Below are 16,527 nucleotides of genomic sequence, written 5' to 3'. Positions count from 1 at the left end.
AAGGTGTGTTTTCGACTGACTGGGTCGTCAGGCGAGGCCGAGTTCTTTGTCGATGAGGTCGAACATCTCGTCGTCGGTCGCCGCGGCGTCGAGATCGGCGTCGAGGTCGGCGTCGTCCTCGCCGTCCTGTGCGGGGGCGCCGTCGCCGGGGGCGTCGAGCTTCCACTGCAGGGCCTTCAGGCGCTGGACGAGGCGGGCGCGGGCGTCGTCGTCGAGTTCGGCGGCGGCCAGGGCGGCCTCGAAGGTGTCGAGCCCGGTGAACAGGGGGGTGCCGGTCTCGGGCGCGTCCTCGCCGGTGGCGGGGGCGAGCAGGTCGCGTATGTGGCGGACGAGCCCGAGGGGGGTGGGGTGGTCGAAGACGGCCGTGGTGGGCAGGCGCAGGCCGGTCGCGGCGTTGAGCCGGTTGCGCAGTTCCACGGCGGTCAGGGAGGTCATGCCGAGGTCGAGGAAGCCGCGTTCGGCCTCGACGGCGTCGGCCGCCGCGTGGCCGAGGACGGTGGCCACGTGCCCGCCGACCAGTTGCAGCAGCAGGGCCTCCTGCCGGGCCGTGGAGAGGCCGGTGAGCTGCTGGGCGAGGGAGTGCTCGGCGGCTTCGGTGCGCGCGGCGGTGCGGCGCCGGGGGGTGCGGACCAGGGCGCGCAGCAGGGGCGGTACGTCGCCGGTGGCGGCCAGGGCGCGGGGGTCGAGCCGTACGGGCACGAGGAGGGGGCTGCCGGCGGCCGCGGCGGCGTCGAGGAGGTCGAGGCCGTGGGCGGTCGGGATCGGCAGCATGCCGGAGCGGGCGAAGCGGTCGAGGTCCACGTCGTCCAGCGTGGCCGTCAATTCACTGGAATCCTCCCAGTATCCCCAGGCGAGGGAGACGGCCGGCAGGCCGGTGGCGCGGCGGTGGGCGGCCAGGGCGTCCAGGGCGGCGTTGGCGGCGGCGTAGTTGGCCTGGCCCATGCCGCCGGCGACGCCGGCGAAGGAGGAGAAGAGCACGAAGGCGGACAGGTCGGTGCCGCGGGTGAGGTCGTGGAGGTTCCAGGCGGCATCGGTCTTGGGCCGCAGCACCCGGTCGAGGGACTGCGGGGTGAGGTTCTCCAGCAGGCCGTCGTCGAGGACGCCGGCGGCGTGGACGACGGCGGTCAGCGGGTGGCCGGCGGGGACGTCGGCGAGCAGGCGGGCGAGGGCGGCCCGGTCGGCGGTGTCGCAGGCGGCGACGGTGACGTGGGCGCCGAGGGCGGTCAGTTCCTCGTGCAGCTGTGCGGCGCCGGGGGCGTCGGGGCCGCGCCGGCCGGTGAGCAGCAGGTGGCGCACGCCGTGCCGGGTGACGAGGTGCCGGGCGACGTGGCTGCCGAGGGTGCCGGTGCCGCCGGTGATCAGGACGGTGCCCTCTCCCCCGGTCGGGTCCCACTGCGGCGCGGCGGCACTCGTGCTCGGTGCGCGGCGCAGGCGCGGGACGGTGAGCGTGCCGCGGCGCAGCGCCAGTTGGGGTTCGCCGGCCTCCTCGGCGGCGGCCAGGGCGGTGGCGAGGGCGGCCGCGGAGCGGGGGTCGTCGTCGAGGTCGGCGAGCAGGAAGCGGCCGGGGTGTTCGGACTGCGCCGAGCGCAGCAGGCCCCAGGCGGCGGCCGCGGCCGGGTCGGGGACGGTGGCATCGCCGCCGGCGGCGACGGCGCCGCGGGTGAGGAGGACCAGGCGGCCGGCGCCGGTGGCATCGGCGGTGAGCCAGGTGCGGGCGAGCGTCAGGGCTTCCTGGGCGGCCCGGCGGGTGCCGGCGGCGGTGGCCTCGGTGGGTGTCAGGGTGGTGAGGACGGTCGTGGCGGCGCCGGCGGCCGCGGCGAGGTCGTCGTGGTGGTGCACGACGGCTCCGGCCCGGGCGAGGGCCTCGGCGAGCGGGGCGGTGGCGGTGCCGGCCGTGGCGTACGTGCCGGCCGTCCGCGGCTCCTGCGGCGTCCAGGGGGTCCACTGCACGAGGTGCAGTGCGTCGTGGTGGCCGCCGCCGGCGGCGGTGGCGGCGAGCTGGGCGGCGGTGGGCTCGCGGAAGGTGATCGCGTCGACGGCGAGGACGGGCGTGCCGGTGGTGTCGGTGGCGGTCAGGGCGAGTTCGCCGGCGGTGCCGGTGGGGGTGATGCGCACGCGCAGCCGGTCGGCGCCGGTGGCCGGCAGCGTCGCGCCGCGCCAGGTGTGCGGCGGGGCGGGGGCGGTCTGCGGCTGTTGCCCGGCGGCGAGGGTGAGGAGTTGCTGCAGCAGGGCGGGGTGAAGGTGGAATCCGGTGGCGTCGCCCTCGGGCAGGGCGACGTCGGCGAGGAGCGTGTCGTCGTGCCGCCACAGGCCGTGGACGGTGGCGAACGCCTCGGTGTGCTCGTATCCGTGGGCGGCCAGGGCGTCCAGGAGTGCTGCCGTGTCCTCTTCGGTGGCGCCGGCCGGGGGCCAGGTGCCGGAGGGGGCGTGAAGCGGGGTACGGGCGCCGGGGGCGAGGGTGCCGGTGGCGTTGCGGGTCCAGGGCGCGTCCTCGGCGGCGCCCTGCGGCCGGGAGTGGACGGTGAGGGTGCGGCTGCCCGAGGCGTCGGCCGCTGCGGCGGTGACCTGGAGGTCCACGCCGCCCTGCGCGGGCAGGGCCAGCGGCCGGTCCTCGGTGAGCTCCTCGACGGTTCCGCAGCCGGCTTCGTCGCCGGCGCGGACGGCCCATTCGAGCAGCAGGGTGCCGGGGACGAGGACGGTGTCGTGCAGGCGGTGCCCGGCGAGCCAGGGGTGGCTGTCCAGGCCGATGCGGCCGGTGAGGACGACGCTGTCGTCGGCGAGGCGCACGGTGCGCTCGATTCCTGCCGGGCCGGTGGCGGCGGTGGCCTCCAGCCAGTAGCGCTCGCGCTGGAAGGCGTAGGTGGGCAGGTCGGTGGGGCGGCCGCCGGCGACGGCGGGCAGCCAGTCGACGTCGACGCCGTGGACGTGGGCCTCGGCCAGTGAGGTCAGCAGGCGCTGCGCCGCGCCGTCGTCGCGGCGCAGGGAGCCCAGGACGACCGCGGTGGTCTCGGCGGAGGCGGCGGTGTCCTCGATACCCATGGTCAGGACGGGGTGGGGGCTGGCCTCGACGAAGACGTTGTGGCCCTGGGCGAGCAGGCTGCGCAGCGCGTCCTCCAGGCGGACGGTGCGGCGCAGGTTCTCGTACCAGTACGCGGCGTCGAGGGCGCTGCCGTCGGTCCATTCGCCGGTGACGGTGGACAGGAACGGCACGTCCGCCGTACGGGGAGCGAGGCCGGCGAGGTCCGTGAGCAGGGTGGTGCGGATGCGTTCGACCTGGGCGGAGTGGGAGGCGTAGTCGACGGGGATGCGCTTGGCGCGCACCCCGTCCTCCTCGCAGGCGGCGAGGAGTTCGTCGAGGGCGGTGTTCTCGCCGGAGACGACGACGGTGGCCGGTCCGTTGACGGCGGCGACGGAGAGCTTGTCGCCCCAGGCGGCGAGGCGTTCGCGCACGGCGTCGGCGGGTGCGGCGACGGACATCATGCCACCGTGGCCGGACAGGTCGCGGGCGATGGCCCGGCTGCGCAGGGCGACGACCTTGGCGGCGTCGTCGAGGGAGAGGGCGCCGGCGACGGCTGCGGCGGCGATCTCGCCCTGGGAGTGGCCGAGCACGGCCGCCGGGCGTACGCCGTGGGCGCGCCAGACTTCGGCGAGGGAGACCATCACGGCCCACAGGGCGGGCTGGGCGACGTCGACGCGGTCCAGGCCGGGGGCCCCGTCCTCGCCGCGCAGGACGGCGGTCAGGGACCAGTCGGTGTACGGGGCGAGGGCCTTCTCGCAGGCGGCGATGCGGTCGGCGAAGACCGGGGAGTCGTCGAGGAGTCGGCTGCCCATGCCGGCCCACTGGGAGCCCTGGCCGGGGAAGACGAGGACGACCTTGCGCTCGCGGGAGCCGGCGTATCCGCCGCGGACGACGCCGGGTGCGGGCTGCCCTTCGGCGAGGGCGCGCAGGCGCTCGGTCAGCTCGGTGCGGCCGATGCCCACGACGACGGCGCGGTGTTCGAGGGCGGCGCGCCGGGTGACGAGGGAGAAGGCGGTGTCCAGGGGGCGGGCGGCCGGTGCGCCGGAGAGGTGGTCGAGCAGGGCGCGGGCCTGTCCGCGCAGTCCGGCCTCGCTGCGGGCCGACAGTGCCCAGGGCAGGGTGCGTCCGGGCTCCTCGGCCGGCTGCTCGACGGACTCCTGCTCGTCGGCGGGGGCCTGTTCGAGGATGACGTGGACGTTGGTGCCGCTGATGCCGAAGGAGGAGACACCGGCGCGGCGGGGCCGCCCGGCGTCCGGCCATGCGGCCTCCTCGGCCAGCAGCTCGACGGCGCCGGCACTCCAGTCGACGTGCGGGGTCGGCTCGTCAAGATGCAGGGTCCTGGGCAGCAGCCCGTGCCGCATCGCCAGGACCATCTTCATCACGCCGGCAACACCGGCGGCGGCCTGCGTGTGACCGATGTTCGACTTGATCGAGCCCAGTCGCAGGGGCCGGTCGGCGGGCCGGTCCTGGCCGTAGGTGGCCAGCAGCGCCTGCGCCTCGATCGGGTCGCCGAGCTTCGTACCGGTGCCGTGCGCCTCGACGGCGTCGACATCGGCCGTGCTGAGGCCCGCGCCCGCCAGCGCCTGGCGGATGACGCGCTGCTGGGCGGGGCCGTTGGGGGCGCTCAGCCCGTTGGACGCGCCGTCCTGGTTGACGGCGGAGCCGCGCACCACGGCCAGGACGGGGTGTCCGTTGCGGCGCGCGTCGGACAGGCGCTCGACGAGCAGCAGGCCGACGCCCTCGGCGAACCCGGTGCCGTCGGCGCCGGCGGCGAATGCCTTGCAGCGGCCGTCGCCGGCCAGGCCGCGCTGCCGGGAGAAGTCGGTGAACAGCCGCGGGGAGGACATGACGGTCACGCCGCCGGCGAGGGCGAGCGTGCACTCGCCCGAGCGCAGTGACTGGACGGCCATGTGCAGGGCGACCAGCGAGGAGGAACAGGCGGTGTCGACGGTGACGGCCGGGCCCTCCAGGCCGAGGGTGTAGGCGACGCGGCCGGAGACCACGCTCATGGCGTTGCCGTTGCCGACGTGCCCGGCGAGTTCCTCGGGCACCTCGGGGACGCGGCTGAGGTAGTCGCTGGAGGCCAGGCCGGCGAAGACGCCGGTGCGCGAGCCGCGCACCGCTCGCGGGTCGATGCCGGCGGCCTCGAACGCCTCCCAGGCGGTCTCCAGCAGCAGCCGCTGCTGGGGGTCCATGGCCAGGGCCTCGCGCGGGGAGATGCCGAAGAAGCCGGCGTCGAAGTCGGCGGCGTCGTGGAGGAAGCCGCCCTCGCGGGTGCGGGAGGTGCCGGGCCCGTCCGGTACGGAGGCGTAGACGCGCTCCGCGTCCCAGCCGCGGTCGGTGGGGAAGGGGCCGATGGCGTCGGTGCCGGAGGCGAGCAGCTGCCACAGGTCGCCGGGCGAGCGGACGCCGCCGGGGAGCCGGCAGGCCATGCCGACGATGGCCACCGGTTCGTCCTCGCCCAAGGAGGTCGCGGTGGGCGCCGCGGGGCTCTCCTCCTCGGTGGCGTCGGTCAGTTCGGCGTACAGGTGGTCGGCGAGGGCGGCCGGGGAGGGGTGGTCGAAGGCCAGGGTGGCGGGCAGCCGCAGGCCGGTGGCGGTGGACAGGCGGTTGCGCAGCTCGACGGAGGACAGGGAGGTGAAGCCCAGGTCGCGGAAGGCCCGGTCGGTGGGCACCGTGTCGGTGCCGGTGTGGCCGAGGACGGCGGCGACGCAGGTGGCGACCAGGTCGAGGAGGGTGCCGCGGCGGTCGGCGGCGGGCAGGGCCGCGAGCCGGTCGCGCAGCCCGTCGCCGCTCTCCGCCCCGGCACCGGCGGTGCGCCGGGTGGTGACGGGCCGGTAGAGGGTGCGCAGCAGGGCGGGGAGTTGCTCGGGGGTGCGGGTGCGCAGGACGGTGCCGTCCAGGCGGACGGGCACGAGCAGGGGCCGGTGGGCGGCCAGGGCCGCGTCGAAGAGGGCGAGGCCGTCGGCGGTGGACAGCGTCAGGGCGCCGGACTGCCGCGAGCGGGCGCGGTCGCTCTCGTCGAGGTGTGCGGTCATCCCGCTGGCCTGCTCCCACAGGCCCCAGGCGAGGGAGGTGGCGGGCAGGCCGTGGGCGCGGCGGTGCTGGGCGAGGCCGTCGAGCCCGGCGTTGGCGGCCGCGTAGTTGCCCTGGCCGGGCGAGCCGAAGACGCCGGCGGCCGAGGAGAACAGGACGAAGCCGGCCAGGTCGTGGTCCGCGGTGAGCTCGTGCAGGTGGGCGGCCGCTTCGGTCTTGGGGCGGGCGACGGTGCGCAGCCGCTCGGGCGTCAGGGCGGTGACGACGCCGTCGTCGAGGAGGCCGGCGGCGTGCACGACGGCCGTCAGCGGGTGCGCGGCCGGCACGGAGGCGAGGACGGCGGCGAGGGCGTCGCGGTCGGCGGCGTCGCAGGCGGCGACGGTGACGGTGGCGCCCAGGTCCTCGAGTTCGGCGCGCAGGCGCCGGGCCGCGGGGGCGTCGGGGCCGCGGCGGCCGGTGAGGAGCAGGTGCCGCATGCCGTGGTCGGTGACGAGGTGGCGGGCGAGCAGGCCGCCGAGTTCGCCGGTGCCGCCGGTGATCAGGACGGTGCCGTCGCGGTCCCAGGGGCGGGGCACGGTCAGGGCGACCTTGCCGACGTGGCGGGCCTCGGAGACGTACCGGAAGGCCTCGCGGGCGTGGTGGACGTCCCAGGCGGTGACCGGCAGCGGCTGCAGGGTGCCGTCCTCGAAGAGGGCGACGAGTTCGGCGAGCATCTGCCGGATGCGCTCGGGCCCGGCCTCGATGAGGTCGAAGGCGCGGTAGCGGGCGCCGTCGTGGGCGGCGGCCACCTCGTCCGCGTCGCGGATGTCGGTCTTGCCCATCTCGATCAGGCGGCCGCCGGGGGCGAGGAGCCGCAGGGAGGCGTCGACGAAGTCGCCGGCCAGGGAGTTGAGGACGACGTCGACGCCGCGGCCCGCGGTGGCCTCGCGGAAGGCGTCCTCGAAGTCCAGGGTGCGGGAGGAGGCGAGGTGCTCGGCGGGCCAGCCGCCGGCGCGCAGGCCGTCCTGCTTGCGGGTGGAGGCGGTGCCGTAGACCTCGGCGCCCCAGTGCCGGGCGAGCTGGGTGGCGGCCATGCCGACGCCGCCGGCGGCGGCGTGGATCAGCACCGACTCCCCGGCGCGCAGGCCGGCGAGGTCGCGCAGCGCGTAGTACGCGGTGAGGAAGACGACGGGGACGGCGGCGGCCTGGGCGAAGGTCATGCCGCGCGGGATGCGGGCCAGGACGCGGTGGTCGGCGACGGCGAACGGGCCGAAGCCGCCGGGGACCATGCCCATCACCCGGTCGCCGGCGGCGATCCCGCTCACCCCGGGCCCGGTCTCGACGACGACGCCGGCGGCCTCGGAGCCCAGGTACTGGGCGCCGCCGGGGTACATGCCGAGGCTGTTGAGGACGTCGCGGAAGTTCAGGCCGGCGGCGCGGACGGCGATGCGGACCTCGCCCTCGCCGAGCGGCCGTTCGGCCACCTCGGGGCAGGGCACCAGGGCGAGGTTGTCGAGGGTGCCCTTCTCGGTGATGTCCAGCCGCCAGGGCCCGGCCTCCGGGGCCGGCAGGGGCGCGGCGGTGTGGGTGCGGACCAGGCGCGGTACGAGGACGGTGCCCTGGCGCACGGCCAGCTGGGGTTCGCCGGTGGCGGCCAGGTGCGGCAGCAGGGCGCGGGAGTCGGCCTGGTCGTCGAGGTCGGCGAGCACGATGCGGCCGGGGTTCTCGGACTGGGCGGAGCGCAGCAGGCCCCACACCGCCGCGCCGGGCAGGTCGGTGACGTCCTCGCCGGCGTGGGTGGCGACGGCGCCGTGGGTGAGGACGAGCAGGCGGGAGTCCGCCCACCGCTCGTCGCCCAGCCATTGCTGCACCAGGTCCAGGGCGTCCTCGGGGGTGCGTGCGCCGGTGGCCACCACCACGCCGGGGGTGCCGTCCAGGGAGGCGAGGTCGGGTGCGGTGGCCTCGGCGGGGTACGGGCCCGGGTCGCCGACCAGGGCCCGGGTGGCGGGCGCCGTGTCGGCGGGGGCGGCGGGCAGGGGGCTCCAGTCGAGGTGGAAGAGGGCCTCGCGGGCGGCGTGGGCCGCGGGGTCGAGCAGGGCGGCGGGCACGGGCCGTACGGTCAGCCGGTCGATGCTCGCCACCGGGCGGCCGGTGCCGTCGGCGAGGACGACGGTGACGGCGTCCGGCCCGGCGGGGGTCAGGCGGGCGCGCAGCCGGGTCGCACCGGCGGCGTGCAGGGAGACGCCGCTGAAGGAGAACGGCATGCCGGGCCGGTCGCCGGCGGGCAGCACGCCGAGGCCGGCGGCGTGCAGGGCGGCGTCCAGCAGGGCCGGGTGCAGCCCGAAGCGGGCGGCGTCGGCCAGGGCGGGCCCGGGCAGGGCGACGTCGGCGAAGACGTCGGCGCCGCGCCGCCAGGCGGCCCGTACGCCCTGGAAGGCGGGCCCGTAGCCGTAGCCGCGTTCGGCGAGGTCGGCGTACAGGCCGTCGACCGGCAGGGCGTCGGCGCCCTTGGGGGGCCAGGTGAGCAGGTCGTCGGCGGGGGCGGCGGCCGGGGGTGCGAGGGTGCCGGTGGCGTGCTCGGTCCAGGGGCCGTCGGCGGCGCCGGTGGCGGGGTCGAGGGTGCGGGCGTGGACGGTCAGCGGCCGGTGGCCGGTGGCGTCCGCGGCACCGACGGCGATCTGGACGCGGGCCTCGGCGCGCTCGGGGAGCACCAGCGGGGCGTGCAGGGTCAGCTCGGCCAGGCGGCCGCAGCCGAGCTCGTCGCCGGCCCGGATCGCCGCCTCGACGAGCGCGGTGCCGGGGACGACGACGGCGCCGGAGACGGCGTGGTCGGCGAGCCAGGGCTGGGTGCGCACCGACCACACGGCGGTGGCCATGAGCCCGTCGCCGCCGGCGAGTTCGACGGTGGCGCCCAGCAGCGGGTGGCCGGGCGCGCCCAGGCCGGCGGCGGTGACGTCGCCGCTGCCGCCGCCCGGGCGCGGCCAGAACCGCTGCCGCTGGAAGGCGTACGTCGGCAGCGGCACCGGGCGGGCGGGGGTGCCGGCGAGGAAGGCGTCCCAGGCGACGGCGGCACCGTGCGCCCAGGCGTCGGCCAGGGAGGTGCGGAAGCGGGCGAGCCCGCCCTCGTCGCGGCGCAGCGTGCCGACGGCCGCCGCGGCGGCGCCGGCGTCCTGTGCGGTCTCCTGCACCCCGGCGATCACCACCGGGTGCGGGCTGACCTCGGCGAAGACGCGGTGGCCGGCGCGCAGCAGGGTGCGGGTGGCCTGCTCGAACTCCACGGTGCGGCGCAGGTTGCGGTACCAGTAGGCGGCGTCGAGCGCGGTGGTGTCGAGCAGGTCGCCGGTGACGGTGGAGCAGAAGGGGATGTCGGCGGGGCGGGGGGTGATGCCGTCGAGGAGGGTGAGCAGTTCGTCCTCGATCCGCTCGACCTGGGCGGAGTGGGAGGCGTAGTCGACGGGGATCCGCTTGGCGCGCACGCCGTCCTGCTCGCAGGCGGCGATCAGTTCGCCGAGGGCTTCGGGGGTGCCGGAGACGACGGCGGAGCCGGGGCCGTTGACGGCGGCGACGGAGATGTCCTCGCCCCAGGCGGCGATGCGTGCGCGGACGGCGTCGGCGGGCTCGGCGACGGACACCATGCCACCCCGGGCGGACAGTTCGCGGGCGATGGCCTGGCTGCGCAGCGCGACGACCTTGGCGGCGTCCTGCAGGGAGAGGGCGCCGGCGACGGCCGCGGCGGCGATCTCGCCCTGCGAGTGGCCGAGCACCGCGGCGGGGCGCACCCCGTGGGCGCGCCAGACCTCGGCGAGGGAGACCATCACGGCCCACAGGGCGGGCTGGACGACGTCGACGCGGTCCAGGCCGGGGGCCCCGTCCTCGCCGCGCAGAACGGCGGTCAGGGACCAGTCGGTGTACGGGGCGAGGGCGGCGGCGCACTCGGCGAGGCGTGCGGCGAAGACCGGGGAGTCGTCGAGGAGTTGGAGGGCCATGCCGGCCCACTGCGAACCCTGGCCGGGGAAGACGAACACCACTCCCCCGTCGCCGTCGGCGGTGCCCTGCAGCACGTGCGGCGAGGGTGCGCCGGTGGCGAGGGCGTCGAGGCCGGCGAGGAGGCCGGCGCGGTCGCCCGCGGTGACGGCGGCGCGGTGGTCCATGGCGGTGCGGCCGGTCGCCAGGGCGTGGGCGACGTCGTCGGGGGCGAGGCCGGGGTGGGCGCGCAGGTGTGCGGCGAGCAGCCGGGCCTGGTCGGCGAGGGCGGCCCCGGTGCGGGCCGACAGCGTCCAGGGCAGAGTGGGCTCGGGCTTCCCGGCCGGCTGCTGCTCGTCGGCGGCGTCGGTGGGGGCTTGTTCGAGGATGATGTGGGCGTTGGTGCCGCTGATGCCGAAGGAGGAGACACCGGCGCGGCGGGGCCGCCCGGCGTCGGGCCATGCGGCCTCCTCGGCGAGCAGGGCGACGGCGCCGGCGCTCCAGTCGACGTGCGGGGTCGGCTCGTCCAGGTGCAGCGTCCTGGGCAGCACGCCGTGCTGCATCGCCAGGACCATCTTCATCACGCCAGCGACGCCGGCGGCGGCCTGGGTGTGACCGATGTTGGACTTCACCGATCCCAGCAGCAGGGGCCGTTCGGCGGGCCGATCCTGGCCGTAGGTGGCCAGCAGGGCCTGCGCCTCGATCGGGTCGCCGAGGGTGGTGCCCGTACCGTGCGCCTCGACGGCGTCCACGTCCGCCGGCTGCAGGCCCGCGCTGGCGAGGGCCTGGCGGATGACGCGCTGCTGCGAGGGCCCGTTGGGGGCGCTCAGCCCGTTGGACGCGCCGTCCTGGTTGACGGCGGAGCCGCGCACCACGGCCAGGACGGGGTGTCCGTTGCGGCGCGCGTCGGAGAGGCGCTCGACGAGCAGCAGGCCGACGCCCTCGCTCCAGCCGGTGCCGTCGGCCGCCGCGGAGAACGGCTTGCACCGCCCGTCCGCGGCCAGGCCGCGCTGGCGGGAGAACTCCACGAAGGAGTACGGGGTGGCCATCACCGTCACGCCACCGGCGAGGGCGAGCGTGCACTCGCCCGAGCGCAGCGACTGGACGGCCATGTGCAGGGCGACCAGCGAGGAGGAGCAGGCGGTGTCGACCGTGACGGCCGGGCCCTCGAAGCCGAAGGTGTAGGACAGGCGGCCGGAGACCACGCTGGCGGCGTTGCCGGTCAGCAGGTGGCCGGCGACCTCGTCGCGCGCGGCGTCGAGGATGCTCTGGTAGTCCTGCGCGTTGGTGCCGGCGAACACACCGGTGCGCGAGCCGCGCAGCGACTCGGGGTCGATGCCGGCGCGCTCCATCGCCTCCCAGGCGGTCTCCAGCAGCAGCCGCTGCTGGGGGTCCATGGCCAGGGCCTCGCGCGGGGAGATGCCGAAGAAGCCGGCGTCGAAGGCGGCGACGTCGGGCAGGAAGCCGCCCTCGCGGGCGTAGCTGGTGCCCTGGTGGTCGGGGTCGGGGTGGTAGAGGCGGTCGAGGTCCCAGCCGCGGTCGGTGGGGAAGGCGGTGATGCCGTCGGCGCCGTCGGACAGCAGCCGCCAGAAGTCCTCGGGGGTCGCGGCGCCGCCGGGGAAGCGGCAGGCCATGGCGACGATGGCGACCGGCTCGTCGGTGCCGGCGGCCGCGGCGGCGGGAGCGGCGGGCGCGTCCGGTCCGGTGGTGCCCAGGAGTTCCGCGCGCAGGTGGCGGCCGACGGCGGCGGGCGTGGGGTGGTCGAAGAGCAGGGAGGCGGGCAGACGCAGGCCGGTGGCGGCGGCCAGGCGGTTGCGCAGTTCGACGGCGGTCAGGGAGTCGAAGCCGAGGTCGCGGAAGGCGCGCCGGGTGCCGACGGCGTCGGTGGAGGCGTGCCCGAGGACGGCGGCGACCTCGGTGCGGACCACGTCGACCAGGACGCGTTCCTGCTCTGCGGCGGGAATTGCGGCCAGGCGTTCGCGCAGCGGCGACTGCGCCGCCGCGCCGGGCGCCGTTGGGCCGGTGGGGGCGAGGGCGCGGGCGGCCTCGGGCAGGTCGCCGATCAGGGCGCTGGGGCGGGCGGCGGTCAGGGCGGGGGCGTAGGCGGCCCAGTCGATGTCGGCGACGGTCAGCTGTGCGGTGCCGCCGGTCACGGCGTGCCCGAGTGCGGCGAGCGCGGTGCCGGGCGCCAGGGGGCGCAGGCCGTCGCGGCTCATGCGCCCGGCGAGGTTCTCGCCGGTGGCGGCCATGCCGGCCCCGGCCCACGGCCCCCAGGCCAGGGAGGTCGCCGGCAGGCCGTGCTGCCGGCGCTGTTCGGCGAGGGCGTCGAGGTAGGCGTTGGCGGCGGCGTAGTTGGCCTGACCGGGGTTGCCGACGACGCCGGTGATGGAGGAGAACAGCACGAAGAACGACAGGTCGTGATCGCGGGTCAGCTCGTGCAGGTGCCGGGCGGCGACGGCCTTGGGGGCCAGGACGGCCGCGAGCCGCTCGGGAGTGAGGGTCTGCAGGATCCCGTCGTCGAGGACGCCGGCGGCGTGGACGACGCCGGTGAGGTCGTCGATGCCGGCCAGCAGGGCGGCCAGCGCCTCGCGGTCGGCGGCGTCGCAGGCGGCGAGGGTCACGCGAGCGCCGAGGGCCTCGAGTTCGGTGACGAGGTCGGCGGCGCCGGGGGCGTCGGGGCCGCGCCGGCCGGTGAGGACGAGGTGGGTGGCACCGGCCTCGGCCAGGCGGCGCGCCACGTGGGCGCCGAGGGCGCCGGTGCCGCCGGTGACCAGGACGGTGCCGTGCGCCTGCCAGTCGGTGTCGGTCGTGGCGGTGGTCCGGGTCAGGCGGCGGGCGAGGACGCCGGCGGGCCGGACGGCGACCTGGTCCTCGCGGCCGTCGGCGAGGACGTGCAGGAGCGCGGTGGCGGTGCGGGCGTCGGCCGTGGCGGGCAGGTCGGCCAGGCCGCCCCAGACGCCGGGGTGTTCGAGCGCGGCGACCCTGCCCAGGCCCCAGACCTGGGCCTGGACGGGGCTGGTGAGCGGGGAGCGCTCGCCGGCCGCGACGGCGCCGCGGGTCGCGCACCACAGGGGTGCGCCGGCGTCGGCGGTCTCCAGGGCGCGTACGAGGGTGACGGTGGCGGCGAGGCCGAGGGGCACCGAGGGGTGGGCGGGGTGCGGGCGTTCGTCGAGGGCGAGGAGGGACAGGACGCCGGCGAACGGCGCGTCCTGGGCGAGGGCGGCGGTCAGCCGGCCGGTCAGGTCCGCTGCGTCCGCGGCGCAGTCCAGGGTGAGGCGCTCGGCGCGCAGGCCGCCGTCGCGGGTGAGGGCGTCGGCGAGGCCGGCGGCCCAGGCGTCGTCGTCGGTGCCCTCGGGCAGCAGGAGCAGCCAGCGGCCGTCCGGGATGCGGGCGGTGCCGCCGGTGACGGGGGTCCAGGTGGTGCGGTAGCTCCAGGCGTCGGCGGCGGCGCGGGTGGTGCGCCGGCGCCGCCAGGCCGACAGGGTGGGCAGGATGCCGCCGAGGGTGGCCTCGGCGTCCGCGCCGTCGAGGGCCAGGACGGCCGACAGGGCCCGGGTGTCCTGGCGTTCGACGGCCTCCCAGAAGTCGGCGTCGACGGCGTGGGTCTCGGCCGGGGAGGGCTCCGTGTCCGCGGCGTCGCCCGGGGTGAGCCAGTAGTGCTCGCGCTGGAAGGCGTAGGTGGGCAGGTCGACGCGGCGGGCGCCGGTGCCGTCGAAGAAGGCGGCCCAGTCGGTGCGCACTCCGCGGGCGGCCAGGGCGGCGACGGCCTCGGCGAGGGCGCGCGGCTCGGGGCGGTCGGCGCGCAGCAGCGGTACGAGCGCGGGCGCGGCTTCGGCGGGGGTGTCCGGGGCGTCCGGGGTGAGGCAGTCCTGGACCATCGGGGTCAGCACGGCGCCGGGCCCGAGTTCGGCGTACGCGGTGACGCCCGCGGCCTCGAGGGTGCGCACGGCGTCGTGGAAGCGGACGGGTTCGCGCACCTGACGGACCCAGTACGCGGCGGAGCACAGCTCGTCCGCGTCGGCGAGGGCACCGGTGAGGGTGGAGACCAGGGGGATGCGCGGGGCGTGGAAGGTGATGCTCTCGGCGACGCGCCGGAAGGCGTCGAGCATGCCGTCCATGTGCGGGGAGTGGAAGGCGTGGCTGACGCGCAGCCGCTTGGTGCGGCGGCCGCGCGCCTCCCACTGGGCGGCGACGGCGGTGACGGCGTCCTCGTCGCCGGAGACGACGACGGAGGCGGGGCCGTTGACGGCGGCGAGGGCGCAGCGGTCGCCCAGGCCGGCGAGGGAGGAGGTGATCTCCTCCTCGGTGGCCTCGACGGCGACCATGGCGCCGCCTTCGGGCAGCGCCTGCATGAGGCTGCCGCGGGCGGCGACCAGGCGGGCGGCGTCGGACAGGTCGAACACGCCGGCCACATGGGCGGCGGCCACCTCGCCGATGGAGTGGCCGGCCAGGAACCGGGGGGTGACGCCCCAGGAGGCGAGCAGCCGGTGGAGGGCGACCTCGACGGCGAACAGGGCCGCCTGGGTGTACACGGTGCGGTCCAGCAGCGCGGCCTCGGGGGTGCCGGGCTCGGCGAGGGCGACGTCGGCGAGCGGGTGCTCGACGTGCGGGGCGAGGTGGCGGTCGAGCTCCGTGCACACCTCGTCGAAGGCCGCGGCGAAGACCGGGTGCGTACGGTGCAGGGCGCGCCCGGCGCCGGCGCGCTGGGCGCCCTGGCCGGCGAGGAGGAAGGCGGTGGTGGCCTGGGCGGCGACGCCGGTGGCCAGGCCGGCGGCGGCGCGGCCGGCGGCGAGCGCCTCCAGGGCGGCGAGGTGCTCCTCGCGGCTGCCGGCCACGACGAAGGCCCGGTGTTCGAGCAGCGGGCGGGTCAGGGCGAGGGAGCAGGCGATGTCGGCGGTGTCCTGCTCGGGGCGGGCGCGCAGGTGGGCGGCGAGGCGTGCGGCCTGGGCGCGCAGGGCGTCGGCGGAGGCGGCCGACAGGGCCCAGGGCAGGACGCGGCCGGCGGGGGCGGCGGGCCGCTCCTCGTGCCGTTCCTCCTGGACGGGGGCCTGTTCGAGGACGACGTGGGCGTTGGTGCCGCTGACGCCGAAGGAGGAGACGGCGGCGCGGCGCGGGCGGTCGCCGGCCGGCCAGGGCTCGGCCTCGGTCAGCAGGCGGGCGTGGCCGGCGCTCCAGTCGACGTGCGGGGTGGGCTCGTCGAGGTGGAGGGTCCGGGGCAGCACGCCGTGGTGCATGGCCAGGACCATTTTGATGACGCCGGCGACACCGGCCGCGGCCTGGGTGTGGCCGATGTTCGACTTCAGGGAGCCGAGCAGGACGGGGCGGTCGGCGGGGCGCTGCTGTCCGTAGGTCGCCAGCAGGGCGGTGGCCTCGATGGGGTCGCCGAGGGTGGTGCCGGTGCCGTGCGCCTCGACGGCGTCCACGTCCGCGAGCTGCAGGCCGGCGTTGGCGAGGGCGGCGCGGATGACGCGTTGCTGGGAGGGCCCGTTGGGGGCGGTCAGGCCGTTGGAGGCGCCGTCCTGGTTGACGGCGGAGCCGCGGACGACGGCGAGCACGGGGTGTCCGTTGCGGCGCGCGTCGGAGAGCCGCTCGACGAGCAGCAGGCCGACGCCCTCGCTCCAGCCGGTGCCGTCGGCCGCCGCGGAGAACGGCTTGCACCGCCCGTCCGCGGCCAGGCCGCGCTGGCGGGAGAACTCGACGAACATCTGCGGCGTGGACATCACGGTGGCCCCGCCCACCAGGGCGAGGGTGCACTCGCCCTGGCGCAGCGAGTGGACGGCCAGATGGAGGGCGACCAGCGAGGAGGAGCAGGCGGTGTCGACGGTGACGGCGGGGCCTTCGAGGCCGAGGGTGTAGGAGATGCGGCCGGAGGAGACGCTGATGGCGTTGCCGGTCAGCAGGTGCCCGCCGGCCTCGCCGGCCTGCCGCGCGGCGGCGCGGGAGCCGGCCGAGCGCGGGGTGGCGGCCGTGCCCAGCGAGGCGGCGTCGTAGCCGCCGTAGCCGGTGCCGACGAAGACGCCGGTGCGGGAGCCGGCGAGGGTGGCCGGGTCGATGCCGGCCCGCTCGACGGTCTCCCACGCGGTCTCCAGCAGCAGCCGCTGCTGGGGGTCCATGGCGAGCGCCTCGCGCGGCGATATGCCGAAGAAGCCGGCGTCGAACTCCCCGGCGTCGTGCAGGAACCCGCCCTCGCGGGCGTAGGTGGTGCCCGGGTGGGCGGGGTCGGGGTCGTAGAGCGCGTCGAGGTCCCAGCCGCGGTCGGCGGGGAAGCCCGAGACGGCGTCCACGCCGCCGCCGACCAGCTCCCACAGCTCCTCCGGCGAGCGCACCCCGCCGGGGTAGCGGCAGCCCATGGCCACGATGGCGATGGGCTCGCGCCGGCGCTGCTCGCTCTCGCCCAACTGCTGGCGGGTGTCGTGGAGGTCAGCGATGGCGCGCTTGAGGTACTCGCGGAGCTTCTCCTCGTTCGACATCAGGACGTCAACCCCTCGGTGATATGCCGGAGCCGGACCGGGGCACAGACCTGCCGGCTG

1 protein-coding gene is annotated in these 16,527 nt (G+C 77.2%); it reads right to left on the bottom strand.

Going from position 1 to position 16,527, the window contains the following annotated elements:
• Window positions 1–27: 27 nt before the first annotated feature.
• Window positions 28–16,467: a type I polyketide synthase gene (locus ABD361_RS16860; RefSeq protein WP_344436136.1), complete on the bottom strand. Its 16,440-nt coding sequence runs from the start codon at window positions 16,465–16,467 to the stop codon at window positions 28–30.
• Window positions 16,468–16,527 lie beyond the last annotated feature (60 nt).

The sequence above is a fragment of the Streptomyces luteosporeus genome, from assembly GCF_039532865.1.
Classification (GTDB): domain Bacteria; phylum Actinomycetota; class Actinomycetes; order Streptomycetales; family Streptomycetaceae; genus Streptomyces; species Streptomyces luteosporeus.
This window is presented reverse-complemented; position numbering and strand designations above follow the sequence as displayed.

Bases quoted from the DNA above. Each gene is read 5' to 3' on its own strand.
- ABD361_RS16860 (WP_344436136.1), bottom strand. From the start codon at position 16,467: ATGTCGAACGAGGAGAAGCTCCGCGAGTACCTCAAGCGCGCCATCGCT.